Origin of the sequence: Mesorhizobium sp. WSM1497 (genome assembly GCF_001672455.2) — a bacterium.
GTDB classification, from domain to species: domain Bacteria; phylum Pseudomonadota; class Alphaproteobacteria; order Rhizobiales; family Rhizobiaceae; genus Mesorhizobium; species Mesorhizobium ciceri.
Window position 1 is genome coordinate 22,418 of the sequence record NZ_CP021071.1, and the last position, 23,542, is coordinate 45,959.

Below are 23,542 nucleotides of genomic sequence, written 5' to 3' on the forward strand. Positions count from 1 at the left end.
GCTGACTTGAGGCGCCAAGCGGAATATCGGCATCGCGCCGCGATGGTTGAGAATCAATCGCGGCTCAATGCTCGCCGGAGAGCACCGAAGCGAATGCGATATTGCGCCGGCGTCACCCCGACCTTGCGGCGGAAAAGACGCCCGAAAAAACTCGCATCCTCGTAGCCGACTTCATTCGCCACCGCTTCGACAGGGAGATCGCCCCCCTCCAGCAGCTGCTTTGCCTTCTCGAGTCTGAGCGCATGGATGTAGTCGATAGCCTTCATGTCCGTAGCCCTCGCGAAGCGGCGCACGAAGGAGCGCTCGGACAGGCCTGACAACTTGGTCATGGCTGCGACGGGCGACGGCGTCCGGTAGTTGAGTTCCGCCCATCTCTGGCACCGGTTGATCACCGCGTCGCTGGTCTGGCGAAAGCGCATCAGCGCGGCGAAGGGCTGCTGGCCCATGTCGTGCCACTGCAGCATGTAGACCTTGGCGACCTCCATCGCCTCCTTGAGGCCGACAAAGCGCGCGATGAGATAGAGGGCGAGATCCTGCCAGCTCGAGCCGCCTCCCGCCATGACCACCCGTTGCGCCTCGCCGCTCAGCACAAGCGACTGGTCCGGCCTCACCTTCACGCCGGGGTAGTTGTTCGTGAGCGTCTCGACATAGCCCCAGTGAATTGTGGCCTCGCGATTGTCGAGCAGCCCGGCCTCGCCGAGCAGCACCGCGCCCGAACAAGCGCTGGCCAGCATGGCGCCGTCGTCATGCGCTCGCTTCAGCCATGCGGCTTCGGCGTCATACTGCCCGGCGACGCTTTCTCCCGGATTGACGAAGAAATCTGGAATACAGACGATGTCGGGTGGCGGGCAATCGGCAAGGCTGTGATCTGGGCGCACCCAGATGCCGTTTGCAGCGCGAAACGGGCTGCCGTCCCCAGCAACCACATAGGGCCGCATGCGCGGCGTGCCCGCCGCACCGCTGGTTATGAACAGGAAATCCCTGCCGGGCGAGGAAAACAGGTCGAACATGCCGTAGATCGTGGAGGCGGTAGCCTCCGGAGCGGCAAGGATCGCCACATTCAATGGTCTGGTCTGTTCAACCATGGCAGAAATGACCGCCTTCCAGCATTTTCGACTTTAGCGGCCGTGCCCGCGCCGCGCTAGCGTGCGTGAAACGAGGAGACCGCCCCATGGCCGCCACCGCTACCCTTGCACCATCGAGCATCGAAAGCTTCCGTTCCATCTTGCGCGGCGAGGTGCTGGAGCCGTCGAACCCTTGCTATGACGCGACACGGGTCGTCTGGAACGGCATGATCGACCGCCGTCCGGCCCTCATCGCGCGCTGCCGGAATGCTGCCGATGTCGTGGCGTCGGTGAATTTCGGGCGCGAGCATCGGTTGGCGATCGCGATCCGCTCGGGCGGTCACAATGTTGCTGGCTACGCCATCTGCGACGGCGGCCTAATGATCGACATGTCGCTGATGAATGGCGTGCGGGTCGCGCCCGACCTCGATTGCGCCTTCGTCGAGGGCGGCGCCACCTGGGCCGATGTCGATGCGGCCACCACCCCGCTTGATCGCGCCACGCCGGGCGGCCTCATCTCGGCGACGGGCGTTGCCGGCCTAACTCTTTCCGGCGGCATCGGCTGGCTGCGCGGCAGCCACGGCCTCAGCGTCGACAATCTGCTGGCGGCCGATCTGGTGACCGCCGATGGCCGCCTCATCCATGCCGACGCGACCCAGAACCCGGATCTCTTCTGGGCGCTGCGCGGCGGCGGCGGCAATTTCGGCGTGGTGACGAGCTTCGAGTTCAAGCTGCATCCGATCGAGCCGGAGCTGATGTTATGCGGTCCGGCCTATCCCGAAGAGCGCGCCAACGAGATCATTCCACTCTGGCGCGACTTCATGCAGACCGCACCCGATCGCCTGAGCGGCCTGGCGGAATTCTCGACGCTGCCCGACGATCCCTCGATCCCCGAGCATGCAAGGGGCCGGCGCGTCCTGGCGCTCGCGCATGTCTATGACGGACCGGCCGACGAGGGCGAGCGGGTCGTGGCGCCGTTGCGCAGTTTTGGGGAACCGCTCGTCGATTTCAGCGGCCGCATGCCATATCGCACCATCCAGTCGCTCTATGACGGGCTGTTCCCGAAAGGCCGCGACCGCTGCTACTGGAAATCCACCTACCTCTCGCGCCTGGACGACGAGGCCATCGGGGAGATCACGGTACGGATGGCGAAGCGGCCCTCCGAAATGACCTTCGCCTCGATCTGGAAGTTCGGCGGTTTCGTCCAGCGCGTTGCAGCCGATGAGACTGCCTTCGGCGACCGCTCCATGCCCTTCATGCTCAGCCTCGATGCCATTTGGCCAGGCGCTGACGAGGACGATGCGAACATCGGCTGGGTTCGCAGCTTCTGGCAGGACGTGCAGCGCTACTCGACCGGGCGCCTCTATCTGAACTTCCCCGGCCATGGCGAAGGAGCGGACCTCGTACGCGACGCCTTGGGAGCTGAAGCCTATGCGAGGCTCGCCAAGATCAAGCACAGATACGATCCGGACAATCTGTTCCGCCTGAACCAGAACATCCTGCCAATGCACTAACGCACAATTCAAGTCGGGCGTACGGTAGCGACTCTCGCCTGGTCGTAGTGGCTTTGAACGCGCTGAGTCGCGAGGGACGCCCCAGCGTGGTCGCCACGATGCCGCTTTCAATCAGTGACAGATCTGTCCGCAACGACCGAGATTGGGCGCAAGCTGGTCACGGCTCCACTTGTGAAGTGGAGCCGCACCTGATCAAACCTCCGTTGCCTCCGAAAGTTCGAGAGCATCCTCAACATCGACGCCCAGATAGCGGACCGTGTTCTCGATCTTGGCATGACCGAGCAAAATTTGGATGGCTCGCAGATTTCCCGTCGCTTTGTAGATGATCGAGGCCTTGGTGCGACGCAGGGAATGGGTTCCGTATTCCTCTGGTCAAAGCCCGATCGCCTCGACCCATTCGTCGACGAGGCGGGCATACTAACTTGTGCTCATGTGAGCCCTTGAATTGATCCTGCTCGGAAACGCGTAATCATCGACTGTCCCGCCGCGTCGCTCCAGCCATGCGAGAAGGCTGGAGCGTGTGTCGCTCATCAACTGGTACTGAACAGGTCGGCCGGTCTTCTGTTGGATGACCATCGCGCGACTTCGGATTTCCGTCCTACAACAAGGTGGCCGATTTGATCTTGACCAGATCGCAGCCGCGCAACTTGCTGTCGATCGCCAAATCGAAGAGCGCTCTGTCTCGCAGACGCCGCTCTCGATCGAGATAGAATCGTATCGCCCCATATCTGTCGAGTTTCAGAGGGCGTTTCGTTCCGATCTTCTTGCCTGCATTCCATGCGCGGCGATCGGAGGCGGCAAGGTCGTAGCACGAGTGTCCCATTTCGTTTCTCCTTCGGCCATGATTGGCCACCGGAGAAACGTCGGTCGACGGTTATGGGCCGAAACTTGCCCTTCGGAATTCGGAACGAAGTTGTCGACAAGCAGCCCTTCAGCCTATGACGGCGTTCGTCGCTGTTGATGCTACCTGCTCTGTTTGACTGTCGGCAGCGATGCGCGAAGCTAGTCCGTTGCTGGCACCACATTGCCGAGCCTCATCGGCCTGGCAATTGACCGATCATGTTTTACCCCGGCCTACAGGCAGGTCCTTGATCGGCTGCTGATAGAACATGCCGGTCGTGTCTTTGCGAGCGTCGATGAGACAGTACTTGCGGAGTTTGGTGGCCCTGTCGAGGCGTTGCGGTGTTTGACAATCAGGCAGACAATCGTTCACAGCTATGGATGCAAATCACGCCTTCCAGAACGGCTTTTGAAGTTCCGCCTCGACGGCAGCCGGGGTGAGACCGACGTCGTCGATCCGCTGAGGCCCATCTTCCGCCAGTCGCTTCAGTTCCTCGCGATAGTACTTGCGCTCGCGCCAGACCGCGACCAGGCCGCGCAGGGCGAAGAGTCTCGCCCAGACCGATACCGGTTCAGTCGTCCACGTCGGCTGTTCGCTCCAGAGAGACTGGTAGAGTCTTGAGGTAAAAGAAAGCTGCGTGCTCATTTGGCTCGTCCTTTCTTGGTGCTGCTAAAGTCGATAACGCTACTTTGGCGGATGAGCGGACCTGCGTACTAAAGCGCGGCCGAAACTGTTCCGAAAAATTCCGAAACGTTTAATATGGCGGGATGCAACGGGTTCACCTCACCTTTGGTCCGTTCCTGCTCGACCCTGAGAAGGGGACGCTCCTGCGACATGAAATACCGATCTCCATCGGGCATCGCGGCATCACGCTGCTCGCCACGCTTGCGGCCCGGCCCGGCGACATCCTGACCAAGGACGAGCTGATGGAAGCTGCCTGGCCGGGCCGGGCGGTCGAGGAAAGCAATCTCACCGTCCAGATTGCGACGCTGAGGAAGGCGCTCGGCCCCACCGACCAAGGTGGCGACTGGATCGCCACCGTGCCTCGCGTCGGCTACCGCTTCACCGCGCCTGTCGAGCGCGTGGAAGGTTCAGTGCAGCGACCAATCGCGCCGTCCGGCAAACCCACCATTGCCGTGCTGCCCTTCGCCAATTTGAGCGGCGATCAGGACCAGCATTATCTGAGCGACGGCATCACCGAAGATATCATCACTGAACTGGCGCGATACCGGTCGCTCGTGGTGATCGCGCGTAATTCATCTTTTCAGTTTCGTGGGCCAGCGCCGGAGGGCGCGGAAGTCCACCGGCAACTCGGCGCGCGCTACCTCGTCGAGGGCAGCGTGCGACGGCTCGGGAGCCGTATCCGGATCACGGCGCAGCTGATCGACGGCGCCAGCGGCTTCCATTTGTGGGCTCAACGCTACGACAGGGCGCTTGAGGACATCTTTTCGGTTCAGGAGGAGGTGGCGGCACTCGTGGCTTCAACCGTCCAAGGCGCCGCCGAGGCAGATGCGACTAGCCGCTCGCGGCGAACGCCGCCGGCCGATTGGGCCGCCTACGACTACTACTTGCAGGGTCGCGCGCACTACCATCAGTATGAAATGGACAAGGGCGAATCCATGTTTACCCGGAGCGCCGAACTCGATCCGACTTTTGCTCAAGGTCATGCCTATCTAGCGCAGTGCCTGGTTGCGCGATTCTGGTACGACCGCGATCCTCGTACGCTGCAAAGTGCCTTGCGGTCTGCGCGCACAGCGCTCCTGCTCGACCGGAATGACGGCATCTGCAACCAGAGCATGGGTCTCGTGCTTGTACATATGCGCCAGCATGGGGATGCCGGACTGCATTTCCAGCAGGCCCGTTCGCTCAATCCGCACGACGTCAACATTGCCGGAGACTATGCAAGCTGGCTCAACTACGGCGGCCAGCCTCAGCAGTCCTTGGCGGTCCTCGAAAGGGCCATACTGCTCGACCCGTTGCCCCCGGTCTGGTTCTGGGAGGTGAAGGGAAGCGCGCTCTTCCTGCTCGGCCGATATGCCGACGCCATCGACGCTTATCGGAAGGCCGGCGACCAGTTCTTCATCCATGCCTTTCTCGCGGCGGCCTACGCCCATCTAGGCGAGATGGAAAACGCGCATGTCGCAGTCGAAGCCACACTGAGGCTGCAACCAGACCTCTCGCTTGGCTACCTTGCCCGCCTTCCCTTCGCAGACCCATCTTCCTTCGAGCACTTCCTCTCCGGCTTCAGAAAGGCCGGCTTTTTATAGGATCCAGCCGGTCCGACAACTCATCGCCGCAGTTGCGTGCATGTGAGCAGTAAGAAGGACGATGGCAATGATAATCGACAGGACAACCTCCCATACTGTTGGAACCTGACATACGGGGTCATTGCTGGATCAGGCCCGTCGTCCAGCAACGCAGTCATGTTACCTTTGGCAGACCGTCCGCTTTCGGGCGAAGGTAAAGTTTGCCGAACGTCCGAGATCAGGCGCATTGCTGCCGCCAGCCGGCAACCGCTGCGAGGTGAGGAAGGACAATGGGATTGTGCCTGGCGCCTGATCGCTCGCATCGAGAAGAAAGACCCGCCATGTGGAAGCTGCCGGACCCGATCACCACGGTCGGGCGTCACGGCATCCTGTTCGGGACCGCCATACTCCCATGAGTGCCAGCGACGGCTGGTTCAACCTTCGGCAACAATATCTGCTCGTTATGTGAAACTGGAAAGAAATGCGCAGTCGCGCGACCTTCTCTACACTGAGGTACTTGGATATCGCTCGCGCAGTATCCTCTCGACTTGACGCGTGTCCACGGTGCCCGGAATGTCAGGCGCACGCCTGAGTTCACCAAGTGGGTTCTCTCGACCCGGCAGTGGGGCTGCCTCGCCTGGTCCGCTCGGATTGCTACCAATACCAGCTGTGTTTTGGGCATGCGTTTGAGGGCCAGTCTTCAGAGCCTCGCCGGACAGGTGGAAATGAGCTCGGTGCGATCAGCATGGACAAGTACCTTGCTCGAACTTGACATAGCCGACGTCTTCGCGGCCCGCCATGCACTCGACGGCGATGGCCATCCCGGCTCCAACCTTGAAGCTGTTCTCTGGCACTAACTATGGTCCGCCCCAGCCCAGTCCGAATGAATGGCCATGGATTGGGTAGCCGCAAAAAATTCCGCGGCCGTCAAGAACATCGAGTACTGCCTTGTAAAGATCGCTTGCCGTTACGCCAAGGCGGCATGCGGCCACGCCTGCCTCAATTCCGGCAATGGCAACCGTCGTAGATTTCATTCTGCCGCGCGGACCACTTTCCCCGACAACGACAGACCTTGAGAAGTCCCAGACCTAGCCTTCGACAGAAGGCGATGAGGGCCTGCCCCTCAGACCCCGTGAACATCATGCGAACACGACGCCAAAAGCTTCATTGCCCTCATCTCGCGGCAGATCCAATGCTGACGCAAGGAATCAGCCGTCGGCGGCCGCTCAAAATTTACCATTCTCATGAATAGTCCCAAATATTTAACACCTACCGATATCTTGGCGGCTATAGTCCGGGCCGCGCTGGTGGACTTGGAAATATCTCGGCATGTGCGGTTTTAGCGGCTATTTCGGCACTGTCCGGGATGGGAGGGCGCTCCTTGAAAGGATGACGGCTGCCATTGCCCATCGCGGCCCCGATGAGCAGGGGTTCTTCACCACAAAGGCGGCCGGCCTCGGCCATGCGCGGCTGTCCATCGTCGGTCTCGGGGACGGCCAGCAGCCGATGTCCGATGCGACGGGCGATCTGACGATCGCCTTCAACGGCGAGATCTTCAACTATGTGGAATTGCGCGAGCAGCTTCGCGCGAAAGGCCGCCATTTCCGGACAACCAGCGACACCGAAGTGATCCTGCATCTCTATGACGAGATGGGGGAGGATTGCGTCTCCGCGCTCAATGGCGATTTCGCCTTTGCGCTCTGGGACGGCCGCCGCCGCCGCATGGTTCTGACGCGCGACCGCATGGGGGTCCGGCCGCTCTTCTATACAAGGCAGGGCGAACGGCTTTACTTCGCCTCGGAGGTCAAGGCGCTCCTCCAGGCCCCGGGCGTCGCGGCCGAGATTGATCCGGTCGCACTCGACCAGATCTTCACGCTCTGGGCCCCGATCGCGCCGCGCACGCCCTTCCGCAACATCTACGAGATCGAACCCGCAAGCCTGATGATCGTGCAAGAGGGCAGCGTCTCGACCCGGCCCTACTGGAGTCTGGAGTATCCCGACCGGGACGCGCCGCCCCGGCACGGGGACGAGCGTGCCGCGGCCGAGGAACTGCGCGCCCTCCTTACGGAGGCGACCCGCATGCGCATGCGCGCCGATGTGCCAGTCGGCGCCTATCTGTCTGGCGGCCTCGATTCCTCCATCACATCGGCGCTGGCGGCGGGCATGGCGCCGGGTGGCCTCAGGACCTTCTCGGTCACCTTCGATAGCGCCGAACATGACGAGAGCCCGTTCCAGATCGAGATGGCCCGTGCGCTCGGCACGCATCACAGCGCCGTCGCCTGCGGGGAAGGCGATATCGCCGCCGTCTTCCCTGACGTTATCCGCTTCACCGAGCGGCCGATCCTGCGCACTGCCCCTGCCCCGCTCTACAAGCTCTCGAGCCTCGTGCGCGAGGCCGGCTTGAAAGTGGTGCTGACGGGCGAAGGCGCCGACGAAGTCTTTGCCGGCTACGATATTTTCAAGGAGGCCAGGGTTCGGCGCTTTTGCGGGAGACAGCCCGGCTCCCGCATCCGGCCGCATCTGTTCCGCAAGCTCTACCCCTATCTTCCGGGCCTAAGGCAGCAATCGGCCGAGTACCTGTTCTCCTTCTTCGGGGCTAGCGGCGCGACGCTTGACGATCCGCTGTTCTCCCATCGGCCGAGGTTCGACGGCACGGCGGCGACGAAGCTGTTCTACTCGGGCGATCTGCGTGCCACATTGTCCGGATATGACGCCGCCGAGGAGCTCGCCGCGCGGCTGCCCGAGGCGTTCGCCCGCTGGCATCCCTTGCATCAGGCGCAATATCTGGAAGCCCGCTTCCTTCTCCCTGGCTATATCCTGTCCAGCCAGGGCGACCGCATGGCGATGGCCCACGGCATCGAGGGCCGCTTTCCCTTCCTCGACCATCATCTGGTCGAGTTTGCCGCCGGCCTTCCTCCCGAGATGAAGCTGAAGGGGCTCGTGGAGAAGCATATTCTGCGGGAGGCGACCAAAGACCTGCTGCCGGCCGCCATCGGCCGGCGGACCAAGCAGCCCTATCGCGCACCGGATAGCCAGTCCTTCGTTGGGCCGGGCACGAGGGACTATGTCCAGTCGGCCCTGGGCGACGCCGCAGTCAGCGCCGGCGGGCTCTTCAATCCGAAGGCAGTGGCAAAACTACATGAGAAATGCAGCCGCCAGCCGGCCTCCGGCTTTCGCGACAACGCGGCCTTTGTCGGCATCCTGTCGACGCAGCTGTGGCTGACGACTTTCACCGGCACAGGCATTTGCAACGCAAAGGCCGCCTGACACCACCAAGGAAAGCGAACGACATGACCGATACGATCCAAGACGCAGTGAAGGCCTTTGTCATCGAGAACTTCCTGTTCGGCGACACCACCCACGCCCTCGCCGATACGGACTCGCTGATCGAGAACGGCATCATCGATTCGACCGGCGTTCTGGAACTGGTGGCCTTTATCGAGGACCATTGCGGAATCACAGTTGCGGACGCCGATATCGTGCCGGCCAACCTCGATTCACTGGCGCGCATCACGGCCTTCATCACAGCGAAGACCGCATCGCTCGTCGCGGCGTGACGGCTGGCAGCGGAAGGCCCGAGCTCATGCGGGTCGAGCAATTCCTCATCACGAACGCGGCCGCGCATGGCGCGAAGACGGCGCTTGTCACCGACCGGGAGCGGTTGCGCTATGACGAGCTCGACGATCTGTCGAACCGGCTTGCGACCGCTCTCGCCGAGAATGGCGTGCAGCGCGGCGACCGCGTTCTCGTCTTCATGGACAATTGCTGGGAAGCCGCCGTCTCGATCTTCGCGGTTCTCAAGGCGGGCGCGACCTTCAGCCCGATCAACGCCTCCACCAAGGCCGACAAGCTCGCTTATGTCATCGACGATTGCGAGGCTGCGGCGATCCTGACTCAGGCCAAGCTGATGCCTGTCGTGATCCAGGCGCGTGCGCTGTCGGACCGGCCGTTCTTCGTCGCGTCGACGCAAGCGCCATCCAGCCATACGCCGGATGGCGCTGCCTCCTTCGAGGATTGTCTCAAGGTCGCGCCCGTGCCCATTCGCCATGGCGGGATCGATATCGACCTCGCCATGCTGATCTACACCTCGGGCTCCACCGGCCGCCCCAAGGGCGTGATGATGACGCATCGCAATATCGATGCCGCGGCCGAATCCATCACGACCTATCTGCGCAACACCCGTGACGACATCATCCTCAATGTCCTGCCCCTGGCTTTCGACTACGGCCTCTATCAACTGCTGATGGCGACGAAGCTCGGCGCGACCCTCGTCCTCGAAAAATCATTCGCCTTTCCGCAGGCCATTTTCGAGCGCATCCGCGCCGAGAAGGTCACCGGTTTCCCGCTGGTGCCGACGATGGCGGCGCTGATCCTGCAGATGCGCGATTTGGCGCCGGGTTTCCTGCCGAGCCTTCGCTATATCTCGAACACCGCCGCCGCCCTGCCGCCGGTGCATATCGCCCGGCTGCGCGAGCTGTTCCCCGGCGTACGGCTCTTTTCCATGTACGGTCTGACGGAATGCAAGCGCTGCACCTACCTGCCCCCGGAGGAGCTGGACCGCCGGCCGGGTTCCGTCGGCATCGCTATTCCCAACACGGAAGCGATCGTCGTCGACGATGAGGGCAACCGCGTGCCACCGGGCGTGGCGGGCGAGTTGGTCATCCGCGGCCCGCATGTCATGCAGGGCTATTGGCGCAACGACGTGGCCACGGAGCAGATGCTGCGTCCCGGGCCGCATCCTTGGGAAAAGCGGCTCCACACCGGTGACCTGTTCCGGACGGACGAGGACGGCTTCCTTTATTTCGTTGGCCGCAAGGACGACATCATCAAGACGCGCGGCGAAAAGGTCGCCCCGAAGGAAGTCGAAACTGTGCTGCACGCCCATCCAGGCATCGTGGAAGCCGTGGTGACCGGCGTGCCGGATCCGGTGCTCGGCCACGCCATTGCCGCCCTCGTCGTTCTCTCGGACGAGACCCTGAGCGAGCGGGACATCATTCGCTACTGCGCCGTTCATCTCGAGGATTTCATGGTGCCGAAGCTCATCGAGTTCCGCCGCGAGTTGCCGAAGACCGATACCGGAAAGGTCAGCCGAAGGCTGGCGGCCGAAACGTTGGGGACTGCAGAATGAACCTCTCCCTCGCCCCGAGCCGTCCCGCCTTCTCGGCCGACGCGCTGACGCTCGACAACGCAGCGGAAACCGATCGCATCGTCGCCGGGTTGCGCGAGCAGCTACGCGGCATGCGCAAGCGCGGGCTCGTGCTCGGCCTCTCTGGCGGCATCGATTCCAGCGTCTCGGTCGCGCTCGCCGCCCGCGCCGTCGGCGCTAAGAACGTCTTCTGCCTGTTCATGCCGGAAAGCGACTCCGATCCCGACAGCCTCCGCCTCGGCCGGCTGGCCGCCGAAACCTTTGGCATCGAAGCGATCGTGGAGGATATCGGCCCGACGCTGCACGCGATGGGTTGTTATCAGCGGCGGGATACCTTCATCCGCGAGCTGGTGCCGGAATACGGGCCGGGCTGGGCCTCAAAGATCGTCATCGCCAATTCGCTCGCCGGCGAGGGCTACAACATCTCCTCGCTGGTGGTGCAGGACCCCGAAGGCCGGCAGACGAAGCTGCGCATGTCGGCGGCGGTCTATCTCGGCATCGTCGCCGCCACCAACATGAAGCAGCGCACGCGCAAACAGATCGAGTACTATCACGCCGACCGGCTGAATTTCGCCGTGCTCGGCACGCCGAACCGGCTCGAATACGACCAAGGCTTCTTCGTGAAGAATGGCGACGGCGCGGCTGACGTCAAACCGATCGCCCATCTCTACAAGAGCCAGGTCTATGCACTTGCCGCCCATCTCGGCATTCCCGAGGAAATCTGCCGCAGGGCGCCGACGACCGACACCTATTCCCTCGAGCAGACGCAGGAAGAGTTCTACTTCTCCCTGCCCTATGACCGCATGGATATTTGCCTCTTCGGCCTGAATAACGGCCTTTCAGCCGTGGAGGTCGGCGCCGCCGCGGAGCTGACTGCGGTCGAGGTCGAACGCGTCTGGGCCGATATCGCCGCCAAGCGCCGGGCGACGCGCCATCTGCACCTTGGCCCGCAGCTCGTCCGCCCCGTCGAGGAAATCGCCAGCTGAGATTGGCGCGACCATCGGGATTACGTCGCCGCGCGGGCAAATGACGGCCTATTCGAACTGCTCCCCGGCCAAGCGATTCCAGCGCTCGCCGGCCAGCCCGTTGAAGAAGCCTTGCGAGCTCAGAAACGCGTTCACCAGCTCCTCGTCGCGCGAATGCACCACGGTCGAGGCCGGTTGAGTGAAGGCGACCCGCCGGCCCAGCATCGCTGCGAGCAGGGCGGGTTGCGTCCGGCCGCGCAGGCCGGCGGCGCCACGCCGCGCCGCATCGCCAATCAAGCAGTCGACGACGGAACCAGCTTGCCCCGGCAGGGCCAGAACCTGCAGCACGCGCGCCATCCTGCCCGGGCGGGTGTGATAGAGGAAGGCGCCCACCAGCCCCCCGCTGGGGCAGGAGACGGACGCGAACACGGCATCACCATAGTCCGGCTTCTGGGAAGCCTCCGCGAGGATATGCGCAAGCTGCTCGGCACTCCAGTCGGGGCGGAGCGGGAACTGCCGCGTTAACGGGTCCAAAAGAGCCGCAAAACCGGCTTGATCGATTTCGGCTACCTTGAGGCCGCCCTTGCCATTCCAGAGTTCCGGGACCCCGGACCAGCGCATCTCGTTCTCCTGCATCCGTCCGCGAAGATAGCGATCGAGTCCGCGCGCGAGCGGGTCAAGCAAGCGCACGGCGCCGGCTCGCCGCGATGCTAGATCGAGCAGGAAGGCCGAAGGTCGGATGACCCGGATCCAGTCCAGGCTGTATTGCGGCAGGGCGACCCCGCGCAGTTTCGTCCACATCTGCGTCGAGAGGGCATTTGCGGTTTCGCTGAAGGAGATGTCCTGCGGCCCGGCCAGGAATGTCCTGAGCAGCCTTGCGCCGGCCATCGGGTCGTTCGCCCGCGGTTCGACCATGAGCGAACCACAGATGGCGGCGCGCAGCTTGCACTGGCCATGCCTCATCGGCAGCACATTCACGCCGACAAAGCCTGAAATGTCGCCTTCGCTCGCAATATGGACGAGAGACGCGATCTCCGGATCGCAGACCGGGCCTTCGAGATAGTGCCAGCGCAGATAAGTCTCGAGCGCCGGAGGCGGCGGCTTGCCACCGTCCCGGAAGGTTCTTTGAAAGAGCCCGGCGACGGCCGGAATATCCGCAGCCTGCAGGGGACGAATCTGGCTCATGCCAAACTCGCGGAGGATGAGATCGCGGGCGCACCGTTCCCAAGCTTGCGAAGGAGTGCGACACGCGGCATTCCGACCTCATCCTTGGCGAATGTCACGGGTTCATAGGCCTTGGCTCTGGCTATCAGGGCAGCCACCTGGCGGTCCTGCCCCTGGCCGAACTCGAACAGCAGCCAGCCATCAGGCTTGAGGAAATCGATTGCGTCCCGGATCAGCCGCTGTTGGATCGAGATGCCGTAAGGCCCCCCGTCGAAGGCCTCGCGCGGCTCGCCCTCAAGCAGATGCGCGCTCTCGCCTTCGAGGCGCGCGGTCGAGATATAGGGCGGATTGCAGACAATCAGGTCCGCTGCGCCGATAAGCCCATCGCCCTCCAGCGCACCGAACAGATCCCCTTTCCGGATGGTGACCCGGGCCTGAAGGGCCAAGCGTTCGGCATTGCTCCGGGCGAGCGCGAACGTGCTGTCAGTCACGTCCACCCCCCAGACGCGGGCCGACGGAACTTCCGCCGCGATCGCCAGAGCAAGGTTGCCGGAGCCGCAGCACATGTCGATCACCATCGGGCCGGGCGCGCGATCGCGAAGAATCGCAAGCGCGCTCTGTCCGAGCAACTCCGTTTCCTGACGCGGCACGAGAACGCCCGGAGCCAGCTCGAGCATCACGCTCATGAAACGATGCAGGCGGGGCGTAGAACGGCCGGCTAGGGCTGCTGCTCTGTGCGGCACGGCGGTTCCTTACGTCATCCGACAGTATTGCATACACAGGACCTATCGCGCTCCGGTAAACGGCTGCTAAAGATATCGCCGCCGATACTGCGCAGCGCACCAACTCGGCCATATAGATGCGGCGTTGGTGCGCGGATATGAAATCGAGCGCATTTCGGTCTTTGAAGTTGCCGATTATAGCTGCCGGACTTGATGTCGGACAGACTCATGCGCACGCCAGCATGCGGTTGAGTACGCTGCAACCGACGGCAACCTCGGTCTGCTGAGCGGCGAACGAACGAGCCAGCAAGCTCTACATACTTCAATTGCGTCTGCCCAGGGAGGCAGTCTGTGGATTCGAGGCGTGGTCTCGGCTAAGCATACCCGATGGACGACAGATCCTGGTTTATGAAATCCAGCATCGATCACGCCAAAGCAGCGCGAGCTGACAAGAACGGTGGAGGTGCTGCTTGAGGAGTTCGACGACGCGCTGAAGGAGGCTCGGCCGACTTCAAAAAGGGTGGGCGCATCCTCAAGATTATACTTTTCGGATCCTATGCGCGTGGCGGCTGGATCGACGAGCCGCATTTTCGGCAGCGGCAGAGCATCACGGGCTTCTTCAACAAGGAGCCTGACAAGGGCATGTCGGCGATCGAGTATTGCCGCACGGCGGCCCTTGGCGGTCGGCAGCGGTCGCGCCGTCGCCGACTTCGGCCGCAGATCGAAATCCCCATAGCCATCGACTGTGCCCCGCGGGTTCCTTCCTCGGGGACTTTCGTACGCCTGCCGGCGCCCGAAACTCTTCACGGAAGCAGAAGGTGCGGTTCTGAAACGAACTGGCCAGAAAAGGGCTCCCCTACCGGAAATCGGCGGCAGTCAAAGTGTAAGAGCTGCGGCGGTCGCGAGAATAGGCTTTGCTGGCAATCTTGTGAATGGATGATCGCAAGGTGTCGAAAGCTGAAAGGCATTTTGTTTCCGACGCCGTTGTCCCCACCAAGGCGATGTCCGATTTTGCCAGCGCCGCGATCTCGACGAAGAAACGCACCTCGAACATGCAGTCATGGCCGGTGAAGCGGACGGCGTTGCGGGCTTCATCGAAACTGCGGCTGGGATTGGGAAAGGAGAGCGTCATGATTGGCCCGCCGCTCTCTCGTGCGGGACAATTGGCGGCGCGGTAATCCACGCCGTGCGACGCTCGGCATTGCGCTGGTTGAGGGGGTCAACATGCGGCGTGTCGCATCGGGGCGGCTGAGGCCGGCCATGGCAACGCCGTCTCCGTGTGCCGGAATTCCCGAGAAGACGTGATAGACGGTCCAGGAACGATCCGCTTCACGCGGCGTCCGTATTGGCGATTTGTGAAGTCGCGTCCCGGCGCGCCACTTTCGTGTTCCCAAATCCGAAGCGCGGCGGCATTGCACTGCCAATCGGTTTCAGTGTTGCGGACAATCGTGACGTTGGCCTTTCCTCATTTAATCGCTTCAGAGGCGAGAACGCCCGAATAGAGCGTTGCGCCATTCGTGTCGGCGATCGTCATGGCGTCCGGCCGCTGTGGCATGTTCAGGGTCCCAGCCAAAAGCCTGGCGATTTCGATCGCATCTTCGAGGTCGGCGGCTTCCGCCGTCTCGCGGCCGAGCACGGCATGCGCATCGTCCGCTTCGCGGGTGCGATAGAATTCGATCACGATCTTCATCGCCGTCCCGTCTCGCCGTGTCAGTTCTTGCCTTTGCCGCGCGGGGCGCTGATGTTGGCGGTAAGCCTGGTCTGGGCACCGAACACGCTTTCAGGCTTAGGCAGTGCCTTTTCCAGCTTCGGCTTCCTGATTTCCCGGCTCGAGCGTTTCTGTCCCTTTGACATGTGCGAACGTCCTTTCAGAGAGTGTTATGATGTCACTGGGCGACGTGGCGACCGGTTCGAGACTGTCCTGGGTCGCCACCCGTTCATGACGTTCGCCGTCGCTGCGGATGCGGTATTGCAGCGAATCTCCCCTCGCAGGGAGCGTGGCCCTGATGCGGTAGATTTCCGCGGTCTGTGGAAACGTGCCAAAGCCGCCCTTCAGCCGGACAGCCTGTCCGACGGCAAACAGATGCGTTGCGGCTTCGCGGCGGATCGGGCGTGGGTTGCGTTGCATCAGGGTTGTGGTTTTCATCATTGTCTCTGGTCCTGCTCTAGTGCGGCTTCAAGCGATGCCGGTTCGATCGGCACCATCTGCTGCGTGGCTCCGACGGCGGAGATCGCCGGCAGGTGAATGAAGGTGGCCACGCGGCGCCATGCGATCAGCGAAGCCCCTTCGAGAGCTTCCTCGTCTTGATCGACGCGATACGCTCCAGGTGGTTGCGGCGTATCGAAGCCAGGCAGCGAAAACGCCGCCCTGAAGCGAACGATTGAAGATGTGGTGCGGCTGGTCATCAGTTGCGGCTTCCCGCGGAAACGCACGACGCCTTTCCGTATCATTCCCACTCGAACCGCCGGAGCGATGCCCGACGCTGCCAGTATATCCGTGGTCAGCGTCGGTTTCATTCCAGGGTTCGAGCGGGACGAAATGTGCGCCGGATCGGCTCATGCACTCGTTTTCGAGAATTGGTGGTGAATCGCAGGACTCTGACACAAAGCCAACTCGACCAAATCAACGAGCTTTACATATGCGCCTCAATTGCGTTGCAAACAAGGTCTCGGCGCCTTTTCTTTTTGGCTTTTAAATAACAAATCGATGTCCGTGAAATTCAAGGCGGCAGAAAGTTTTCCGCCAACGCAAATAAATTCTGCGAGGCTCGAAATTATTTCGTTCGATTGTTTAGGGCATACACGAGAATTAATTCTGGCACTCCTATCTATCGAGTGCCAACGCGTCTATAGAGGAGGGGCGTGGCCGCCTGTGCCGGCCCCCAGAAAGAAAGTTCCCATGAAATTTCGGCCACTCCACGACCGCGTCGTCATTCGTCGCGCCGAAGGCGATATCAAATCCAAGGGCGGGATCATCATCCCCGACACTGCCAAGGAAAAGCCGCAGGAGGGCGAAGTCATCGCTGTCGGCCCTGGCGCACGCGACGAAAACGGCGCGCTTGTTCCGCTCGACGTCAAGGCCGGCGACTTCATCCTGTTCGGCAAATGGTCGGGCACCGAGGTCAAGATCGACGGCGAGGACCTTCTGATCATGAAGGAAGCCGATATCATGGGCGTCATCGACAAGAGCGAGACTGGCATCATCGACAAGGGCGCTGCAACCGACAAGACCGTGGCCGTCAAGAAAGCTGCCTGACCTCATTTTCTCCGAACGAACTGGATAAAAATCATGTCTGCCAAGGAAATCAAATTCTCCACCGACGCGCGCGACCGCATGCTGCGCGGCGTCGAGATCCTCACCAATGCGGTGAAGGTCACGCTCGGCCCCAAGGGCCGCAACGTCATCATCGACAAGGCCTACGGCGCGCCGCGCATCACCAAGGACGGCGTCACCGTCGCCAAGGAAATCGAGCTTGCCGACAAGTTCGAGAACATGGGCGCCCAGATGGTGCGCGAAGTGGCCTCGAAGACCAACGACCTCGCCGGTGACGGCACCACCACCGCCACGGTGCTGGCCGCCTCGATCCTGCGCGAAGGCGCCAAGCTGGTCGCCGCCGGCATGAATCCCATGGATTTGAAGCGCGGCATCGACCAGGCGGTTTCCGCCGTGGTCAAGGAAATCCAGGCGCGCGCCAAGAAGGTCAAGTCGTCGGCCGAGATCGCGCAGGTCGGCACCATCGCCGCCAATGGCGATGCCAGCGTCGGCGAGATGATCGCCAAGGCTATGGACAAGGTCGGCAATGACGGCGTCATCACCGTCGAGGAAGCCAAGACCGCAGAGACCGAACTCGACGTCGTCGAAGGCATGCAGTTCGACCGCGGCTATCTCTCGCCCTATTTCGTCACCAATGCCGACAAGATGCGCGTCGAGCTGGAAGAACCCTACATCCTCATCCACGAGAAGAAGCTCGGCAATCTGCAGGCGATGCTGCCGATCCTCGAAGCGGTGGTGCAGAGCGGCAGGCCGCTGCTGATCATCTCCGAGGACGTCGAGGGCGAGGCTCTGGCGACGCTGGTCGTCAACAAGCTGCGCGGCGGCCTCAAGGTCGCGGCCGTCAAGGCGCCTGGCTTCGGCGATCGCCGCAAGGCGATGCTGGAAGACATCGCCGTGCTGACATCAGGCCAGATGATCTCGGAAGATCTCGGCATCAAGCTTGAAAACGTCACCATCGAGATGCTCGGCCGCGCCAAGCGCGTGCTGATCGAGAAGGACACCACCACGATCATCGACGGTGCCGGCACCAAGGCGACCATCCAGGCGCGCGTCGCTCAGATCAAGGGCCAGATCGAGGAGACGACGTCAGACTACGACAAGGAAAAGCTGCAGGAGCGGCTGGCCAAGCTCGCCGGCGGCGTTGCCGTCATCCGCGTCGGCGGCGTCACCGAGTCGGAAGTCAAGGAAAAGAAGGACCGCATCGACGATGCGCTGAACGCCACCCGCGCGGCGGTCGAGGAAGGCATCGTGCCCGGCGGCGGCGTGGCTCTGCTGCGTGCCCGCTCGGCGCTTGGCGGCCTGACCGGCGCCAATGCCGATGTCACGGCCGGCATCACGATCGTGCTGCGGGCGCTCGAAGCGCCGATCCGCCAGATCGCCGAGAATTCCGGCGTCGAAGGCTCAATCGTCGTCGGCAAGCTCACCGACAGCAAGGACCACAATCAGGGTTTTGACGCCCAGAACGAGGTCTATGTCGACATGATCAAGGCAGGCATCGTCGATCCGGCGAAAGTGGTGCGCACCGCACTCCAGGATGCCGGTTCGATCGCAGCCCTTCTGATCACCGCCGAAGCGATGATTACCGACATTCCGGCCAAGGATGCAGCACCTGCGGGTGGCGGCGGTGGCGGCATGGGCGGAATGGGATACTGAGGACCTGGCGCCAGGAGAAAGCCATGCGTGAACCGACACTGCTTCCGGTATTCCGCACGCTTGGGGTCAAGCCGCCGGTCGCCGTTGCGGCGACGCCGGCCAGATCCAGCAGCATGAAGAACGTGGTTGCCAGCATTCGGGAGGGGCTCGCTTCACAGGGCGAGCCTGGTTTCGAAGCTGGGCGTGGCCCTGTGGACAGTCGTTGTGCTGGCGGCAGTGTTTTTCATTGTGCACGCCTGAACCGGTCGGTGGCGGGCGAGAACCAAGAGGACTCGGAATATGGCAACCGCTACGCGCTTCGGATGGACCATCCGGACAGCTGGACCATTTTCGACGTCTTCACCGGCCAGCCCGCCGAGTCCGGCCACAAGGTCATGGTCGGAGTTAATGCTGGTGAAGCGGACGATATGGTCAGACGGTTGAACGATCAGGACGCCAAGCGGCGGGACGAGGCCGACCCGACTGACCTGTGCTGACAAACCGGCAAGCTGCTGGAATGATTCGCTAACCAGCTGTGGGTGTGTACAGTCGCATTGTCGCCGGCCGGGACATCGGTACCGGCGCTTGAGAGCGACCATCGCTTTCCCGCCCCTCGATGGGAGCCGCATTATGGACAACGATCATTCGGCCGATGCTATTTCAACTTTTGACTGCAATATTCTGCGCGACGCGTTCACAACTCGGTCATTGAAAAGCAGATCCCCGAGGATCAGTTGCAGGCCTACGCTGTGCTTTTGATCCGCGACTCGGCAACTCCGATTTTGGTTCAGCACTGCTGGCCTGGATCGTAAAGAAATTAACTTTGTCGCCGTGCCTAACTTGCCGGAGCGGACATCTGCTCGGCGCTCGCTTTCATTTTTGCCTGAAAGGATAATGAGCATGAGATACATGAAAACTCCGGACGCTCCGGTCGTAACGATGGAGCCAATCGTCGAGGCCGCAAAAGTCCTATCGAAGCGGCTGACGATCAGAAGCGACGAAGCCGCAAGACGAAAGATCGCCGACACCGACGGCACGATGCGGCGGGCGCGCCAACTTGCGGAAAGCAATCGCCTGATTTGATGAATTGACGCCAACGTCCTGCCGCGGTTGACGCTTATTACGTCATGCGCGTCGGCACGTTACATCTATAACCATATTTCGCTCCAGGAGATATTGACCTCGCCAAGGCCGTCGGCGACTCGCATCGCGACATCATGCGGTGCTGCTGGCCAATCCATTCGCAGTCTGCTGGAGGTGGCCCCGGCGATGCATATCTTGAGCCTAAGACGCCCATTTCAATGCAAAATATGCGTCTTCTATCGGGCGACCGTGCAACCCCGTTTGAGGGCGGAGATTGGGGCGCGAAGCCGCCGTCCCACTCAGCAACAACCCCAACCATCAGTGGAATCGGTTGCCACTGAAATCGAAATTGAACTGCACTAATTCCCATACTCGAGCTTTGCGTATAGTTTGTTGACGGGGAGGACTTTATACGTGGGGGCGGCGCGCTTTCAACAAACAGCACGTCGCCATCTACGTCACTGGGGTCTATCCCGAAGACACGCAGGGTTCCCTCTCCGCCTGAAAAGTCTGCACTTTCGCCGCATGCGTTACCCAGCACCGCATCGAACGAGCTGAGCGTTGGCGTGTCGTGGGCAACGCCCTCGAAGGAGCGGAGACGAACCACATATGGATCGACCGCGTCAGTCTCATTTTGAGGCGAAGCGGAATCACCGAATGATTCGTGTGAACAAGGAGCGACACTACCCCGTACTGGCGACCCCTCATTCTTCGGGGGATAGATTCACCCACCAAATTCTGACAATGCTGGCTTTTAGTAAACCGCGAGACTGATCTCACGGCCAACACAAACGGCAATCCCAACGCCAGCATCGCTAACAACCAGTCTGCTTTCGGCAGGAGGTTAAGTCGGACGGAATGACCGAGATGAAGGCGCATTGCTGCCGCTAGCTAGGATCCGCTACGAGGATGGGGAAGCACAAGCAGTGCGCTGGAAAGGCGTCAGGCTGTTCTTTCTATGCCTAGGAATGTGCGTATATTGTGCGTAAGAGAGAGGTCGGAGATTTGTAATGACCCACGCACAGCTGGCCCAATCGAAAGTGGTCTCAGGTTTTGTCGACAGCCTGCAGGAGCCGCGCACGCCTTATATCTCGCCGAAGCGCCTGTCGCAGGCGCTTGGCGTGAAGGTGGCCAACCTGGCGCAGTTGACCGGCGTCCACCGCAACACGCTGCGCAATCCCTCGTCGGAGCGCCTGCAGGGTCGGATGCGCGAGATGGTGAAGGTGATTTCGGCCGCAACGGAACTCACCGGCGACGTCAAGAAGGCGATCTTTTGGTACCGCAATAAACCGATTGCCGACTATGGTCATCGCACGGCTGCCGAACTCGTCGCGGACGGCCAGGTCGAGGCAGTCCTGGCCTTCATCCGGGATTTCGAAAATGGGGCGCGTGGGTGAGGATCACCCGAGTCGGTCCAGACGAATCGCTATCTGACACCCAAATGGGCTTTCCTGCCCATCAGCGGTGCAGGCGCGGCGATCGACGGCGGTCGTTTCAACCGGCCATGCGTCGAAGCACTCTATCTGTCTCGTTCGACCCAGACGGCTCTTGACGAATACAAGCAGGGCGCCAGCATCGTCCCGCCGGCAACGCTTGCCGCCTACAAGATCACGCTCGCCTGAGGTGGCGGACCTTTCGCAGGGATTCGACCCGGAGATCTGGGACAGCGCTTGGCAGGAATGGGATTGTGCCTGGCGCCAGATCGCTCGCATCGACAAAAGCGTCACGCCGGTGGCACCAACCTGGTGGTCTTTCCGGCCAGTCTTGTCGAAGGCGATAAGGTCACCGTCCATGATCCCGATCACCGGCTGCCGCACGACCAGTCGTCCTGGCCGTAGGGATCGACTGTCTCTGGGATCACAACGCGACGACGCCCCCCGTCACGGCGCTTGGTCCCCAACGAGACCGTCCTCGCCGTCGCCCTCCCCGCTAGCCAGCCCAACCGGTATATCGCCGGCCAGCAACTTCTCCTTCGACAGGAGGCCTGAGTGAACCCCGTCCCCACCCGACCGCGGTAAACCAGCTTCCCCTTCTCATAGGTGCCGAGGATCAGCGAGGCCATGCTTCGGCCGGTGTCGTTTGGGCGGTAACCACAACGACGAATTCCTGTCGTTTGGTGCATTTGATCTTGAGCCAGCTGGTCGTGCGGTCGCCGATGTAACGGCTGTCGGCGCGCTTGGCGATAACGCCTTCGTGGCCACCCTCGCACATGGCGTCGAAGACTTGTCTGCCCCGGTCGACGATGTGGCCGGAAAACTGCAGGCTGTCGCCAGCGTCGCGGTCTCCAAGGAGTAACTCCAGCCTCTCCTTGCGATCGAGAAGCGGTCGGTTCGACAGGTCTTCGCCATTCATTTCCAACAGGTCGAAGGCGTAGACTTGAGCGGCATGCCCGCGGCAATTCCGGTTTTCAGCATGGAAAAATTGGTGCGGCCCTGGCTGTCGATCGCGACAATCTCGCCGTCGATCAGTGCAGAGCCTTTGGTTAGAGCCTGAAGCGGCGCCAGGATCACCTTGAACTGTCGTGTCCAGTCGTGGCCGTTGCGGGTGTAGACCACAACTTTAGAGCCGGAAATCGAGACTTGGGCACGATACCCGTCGAACTTCATTTCGAACAGCCAATTGCTGCCCACAGGTATGGCGTCTGTCAGGGTGCAGAGCTGGAACGGACGAAATGCTGGGCAGCGAATATGTAGGGGTAGATTCTGAGTCCCGGCGCCGAGAGCGCTTTTTGCTGAGGGCGGCCTCTACGGCCGGCATGCGGAACTCGAATACATGGCTGGATCAATACCCTGAATGGCATTCGGTTCCAAATCGGTGTTTCCAGATATTGAACCGGAAGAGTCCGGCTGCGTTGTTGGGTCTGGAATGGCAATCTTTTGGAGGATGAAATGCCCAATACTGGAACAACACGTGGACGCAACCAGGACCGCGCGAAGGTCGCTGGGGGGCAGGATCACGAAGTGAAATACGAGGCGGGTAAGACCGGAGCGAGCAAGGCCGACGTGAAGTCAGCCGTGAAATCGGTCGGGAACAGCCGCAAGAAGGTCGAGGATAAGCTAGGTAAGAACTGAACCACGGGGTCCGGCTAGATGCTCCGGGTTGCCACGTTCAATGTAAACGGCGTCAATGGTCGTCTGCCGGTCCTCATCGCGTGGCTAAAGGCCACGCGCTATGACGTCGTCTGCCTTCAAGAACTCAAAACCTCGGACGAGAAATTTCCGGCCGAGGCGATCGGCGATGCTGGCTATGGCGCGATCTGGCACGGCCAGAAATCCTACAACGGCGTCGCTATCCTGGCTCGCGGAGCTGACCCGATCGAGCGCCGACGCGGGCTTCCTGGCGACCCTGACGATAGCCATAGCCGCTATATCGAGGCGGAGATCAGCGGGCTCGTCGTCGGCTGTCTCTACCTGCCAAACGGAAATCCCGCCCCTGGTCCCAAGTTTGACTACAAGCTGCGCTGGTTCGACCGCCTGATTAGCTACGGCCAGGATCTGCTCAAAGCGGGAGCGCCGACCGTGCTGTGCGGCGACTACAATGTCGTTCCAACTCCGATTGATGCCGTGGTGCCGCGACGATGGATCGGCGATGCGGTTTACTTTCCCGAGAGTCGCCAAGCCTATGCCGCGATGCTCGAGGACGGCTGGATCGACGCGGTCAGGCGCATCCATCCGGAAAAGGGGGTCTATACGTATTGGAACCACTCCTATGGGGGCGGCTACGACAAGAGTTCTGGCCTGCGGATGGACCATCTGCTGGTCAGTCCCTCGTTGTCGCCCAAGCTTCGCGATGCCGGGGTGGATGTTGAGACGCGAGGGTGGGAGAAGCCGAGCGATCATGCGCCGGCCTGGATCGCGCTTGAATAACCCGAGTTTGAGCGGCTGCAGTGGT

Annotated in this window: 24 protein-coding genes and 2 pseudogenes; 15 read left to right on the forward strand and 11 right to left on the reverse strand. The window is 61.7% G+C overall.

Going from position 1 to position 23,542, the window contains the following annotated elements:
- Nucleotides 1–53 precede the first annotated feature (53 nt).
- Nucleotides 54–1,085, reverse strand: coding sequence for a helix-turn-helix domain-containing protein (locus A9K65_RS32495; protein WP_086081385.1), 1,032 nt, complete (start codon nt 1,083–1,085; stop codon nt 54–56).
- An 86-nt stretch (nt 1,086–1,171) separates the two neighbouring features.
- Between A9K65_RS32495 and A9K65_RS32500 the strand changes: the two genes are divergently transcribed.
- Nucleotides 1,172–2,578 carry an FAD-binding oxidoreductase gene (locus tag A9K65_RS32500; protein ID WP_064994912.1) on the forward strand — a complete coding sequence of 469 codons (1,407 nt, stop codon included), beginning with the start codon at nt 1,172–1,174 and terminating at the stop codon, nt 2,576–2,578.
- 192 nt (nt 2,579–2,770) lie between these two features.
- Here the strand turns inward: A9K65_RS32500 and A9K65_RS32505 are convergent.
- Nucleotides 2,771–3,401: pseudogene (locus A9K65_RS32505) on the reverse strand (tyrosine-type recombinase/integrase).
- A 405-nt stretch (nt 3,402–3,806) separates the two neighbouring features.
- The gene (locus A9K65_RS32510; protein ID WP_064994914.1) at nt 3,807–4,064 is read right to left on the reverse strand and encodes a hypothetical protein; all 258 of its coding nucleotides are present in this window, start codon (nt 4,062–4,064) and stop codon (nt 3,807–3,809) included.
- A 122-nt stretch (nt 4,065–4,186) separates the two neighbouring features.
- Here A9K65_RS32510 and A9K65_RS32515 point away from each other — a divergent pair, with 122 nt between their 5' ends.
- The 5 genes from A9K65_RS32515 (at nt 4,187) to nadE (ending at nt 11,797) form a co-directional block, all read left to right on the forward strand.
- Nucleotides 4,187–5,686 (forward strand): winged helix-turn-helix domain-containing tetratricopeptide repeat protein, encoded by a 1,500-nt coding sequence (locus A9K65_RS32515; protein WP_064994915.1) that lies wholly within the window; start codon nt 4,187–4,189, stop codon nt 5,684–5,686.
- A gap of 1,308 nt (nt 5,687–6,994) precedes the next feature.
- Entirely contained in the window at nt 6,995–8,932 is a 1,938-nt protein-coding gene (gene asnB / locus A9K65_RS32525; protein WP_064994916.1) for an asparagine synthase (glutamine-hydrolyzing), read from the forward strand.
- A gap of 23 nt (nt 8,933–8,955) precedes the next feature.
- Entirely contained in the window at nt 8,956–9,222 is a 267-nt protein-coding gene (locus tag A9K65_RS32530) for an acyl carrier protein (RefSeq protein WP_013525356.1), read from the forward strand.
- 26 nt (nt 9,223–9,248) lie between these two features.
- Nucleotides 9,249–10,793, forward strand: a complete 1,545-nt coding sequence (locus tag A9K65_RS32535; RefSeq protein WP_064994921.1) for a class I adenylate-forming enzyme family protein — start codon at nt 9,249–9,251, stop codon at nt 10,791–10,793.
- Nucleotides 10,790–11,797, forward strand: a complete 1,008-nt coding sequence (nadE, locus tag A9K65_RS32540) for an NAD(+) synthase (RefSeq protein WP_064994917.1) — start codon at nt 10,790–10,792, stop codon at nt 11,795–11,797. The genes A9K65_RS32535 and nadE overlap by 4 nt, the downstream gene beginning before the upstream one ends.
- 48 nt (nt 11,798–11,845) lie before the next feature.
- On the opposite strand, the gene A9K65_RS32545 is transcribed toward nadE, so the two are convergent.
- Both A9K65_RS32545 and A9K65_RS32550 read right to left on the reverse strand, forming a co-directional pair.
- On the reverse strand, nt 11,846–12,961 hold the full coding sequence (locus A9K65_RS32545) for a hypothetical protein (RefSeq protein ID WP_064994918.1): 1,116 nt from the start codon (nt 12,959–12,961) through the stop codon (nt 11,846–11,848).
- Entirely contained in the window at nt 12,958–13,626 is a 669-nt protein-coding gene (locus A9K65_RS32550; RefSeq protein ID WP_245265405.1) for a HemK/PrmC family methyltransferase, read from the reverse strand. Before A9K65_RS32550 ends, A9K65_RS32545 begins: the two co-directional genes overlap by 4 nt.
- Before the next feature lie 444 nt (nt 13,627–14,070).
- On the opposite strand from A9K65_RS32550, the pseudogene A9K65_RS36300 reads away from it, so the two are divergent.
- Nucleotides 14,071–14,250, forward strand: a pseudogene (locus A9K65_RS36300) (hypothetical protein); the annotation flags it as partial.
- Between the two features lie 268 nt (nt 14,251–14,518).
- Here A9K65_RS36300 and A9K65_RS32555 read toward each other — a convergent pair.
- The 4 genes from A9K65_RS32555 to A9K65_RS32570 all read right to left on the reverse strand — a co-directional run bounded on the left by A9K65_RS32555 (nt 14,519) and on the right by A9K65_RS32570 (nt 16,068).
- Complete coding sequence (locus A9K65_RS32555) at nt 14,519–14,794, reverse strand: DUF1488 domain-containing protein (protein WP_024505329.1); 276 nt, start codon at nt 14,792–14,794, stop codon at nt 14,519–14,521.
- A 333-nt stretch (nt 14,795–15,127) separates the two neighbouring features.
- On the reverse strand, nt 15,128–15,352 hold the full coding sequence (locus A9K65_RS32560) for a hypothetical protein (RefSeq protein ID WP_024505330.1): 225 nt from the start codon (nt 15,350–15,352) through the stop codon (nt 15,128–15,130).
- A gap of 96 nt (nt 15,353–15,448) precedes the next feature.
- The gene (locus tag A9K65_RS32565; RefSeq protein ID WP_064994922.1) at nt 15,449–15,808 is read right to left on the reverse strand and encodes a hypothetical protein; all 360 of its coding nucleotides are present in this window, start codon (nt 15,806–15,808) and stop codon (nt 15,449–15,451) included.
- Nucleotides 15,808–16,068: a hypothetical protein gene (locus A9K65_RS32570; protein WP_024505332.1), complete on the reverse strand. Its 261-nt coding sequence runs from the start codon at nt 16,066–16,068 to the stop codon at nt 15,808–15,810. Before A9K65_RS32570 ends, A9K65_RS32565 begins: the two co-directional genes overlap by 1 nt.
- Nucleotides 16,069–16,561: 493 nt before the next feature.
- Here A9K65_RS32570 and A9K65_RS32575 point away from each other — a divergent pair, with 493 nt between their 5' ends.
- From A9K65_RS32575 to A9K65_RS36700, 6 genes are all read left to right on the forward strand, one after another.
- A complete protein-coding gene (locus A9K65_RS32575) occupies nt 16,562–16,918 on the forward strand; it encodes a co-chaperone GroES (RefSeq protein ID WP_084015453.1) in 357 nt (118 codons plus the stop codon).
- A 33-nt stretch (nt 16,919–16,951) separates the two neighbouring features.
- Entirely contained in the window at nt 16,952–18,589 is a 1,638-nt protein-coding gene (groL, locus tag A9K65_RS32580) for a chaperonin GroEL (protein WP_064992514.1), read from the forward strand.
- Between the two features lie 23 nt (nt 18,590–18,612).
- Nucleotides 18,613–19,065 (forward strand): hypothetical protein, encoded by a 453-nt coding sequence (locus tag A9K65_RS36305; protein ID WP_245322236.1) that lies wholly within the window; start codon nt 18,613–18,615, stop codon nt 19,063–19,065.
- A 403-nt stretch (nt 19,066–19,468) separates the two neighbouring features.
- Nucleotides 19,469–19,651 carry a hypothetical protein gene (locus A9K65_RS32595; protein ID WP_024504929.1) on the forward strand — a complete coding sequence of 61 codons (183 nt, stop codon included), beginning with the start codon at nt 19,469–19,471 and terminating at the stop codon, nt 19,649–19,651.
- Between the two features lie 1,010 nt (nt 19,652–20,661).
- A complete protein-coding gene (locus A9K65_RS32600; protein WP_024504930.1) occupies nt 20,662–21,048 on the forward strand; it encodes a hypothetical protein in 387 nt (128 codons plus the stop codon).
- An 81-nt stretch (nt 21,049–21,129) separates the two neighbouring features.
- Nucleotides 21,130–21,273, forward strand: a complete 144-nt coding sequence (locus A9K65_RS36700) for an RES domain-containing protein (RefSeq protein WP_245265393.1) — start codon at nt 21,130–21,132, stop codon at nt 21,271–21,273.
- Nucleotides 21,274–21,700: 427 nt separating this feature from the next.
- Here A9K65_RS36700 and A9K65_RS36575 read toward each other — a convergent pair whose 3' ends face one another.
- The gene (locus A9K65_RS36575; protein ID WP_064992511.1) at nt 21,701–22,003 is read right to left on the reverse strand and encodes a hypothetical protein; all 303 of its coding nucleotides are present in this window, start codon (nt 22,001–22,003) and stop codon (nt 21,701–21,703) included.
- A complete protein-coding gene (locus A9K65_RS36580; RefSeq protein WP_157678589.1) occupies nt 22,000–22,257 on the reverse strand; it encodes a hypothetical protein in 258 nt (85 codons plus the stop codon). Before A9K65_RS36580 ends, A9K65_RS36575 begins: the two co-directional genes overlap by 4 nt.
- 282 nt (nt 22,258–22,539) lie before the next feature.
- Here A9K65_RS36580 and A9K65_RS32615 point away from each other — a divergent pair, with 282 nt between their 5' ends.
- Together A9K65_RS32615 and xth are read left to right on the forward strand one after the other, a co-directional pair.
- Entirely contained in the window at nt 22,540–22,722 is a 183-nt protein-coding gene (locus tag A9K65_RS32615) for a DUF3606 domain-containing protein (RefSeq protein ID WP_063170480.1), read from the forward strand.
- 18 nt (nt 22,723–22,740) lie between these two features.
- Nucleotides 22,741–23,517, forward strand: a complete 777-nt coding sequence (gene xth / locus A9K65_RS32620) for an exodeoxyribonuclease III (protein ID WP_064992509.1) — start codon at nt 22,741–22,743, stop codon at nt 23,515–23,517.
- The last annotated feature ends 25 nt before the right edge of the window (nt 23,518–23,542 follow it).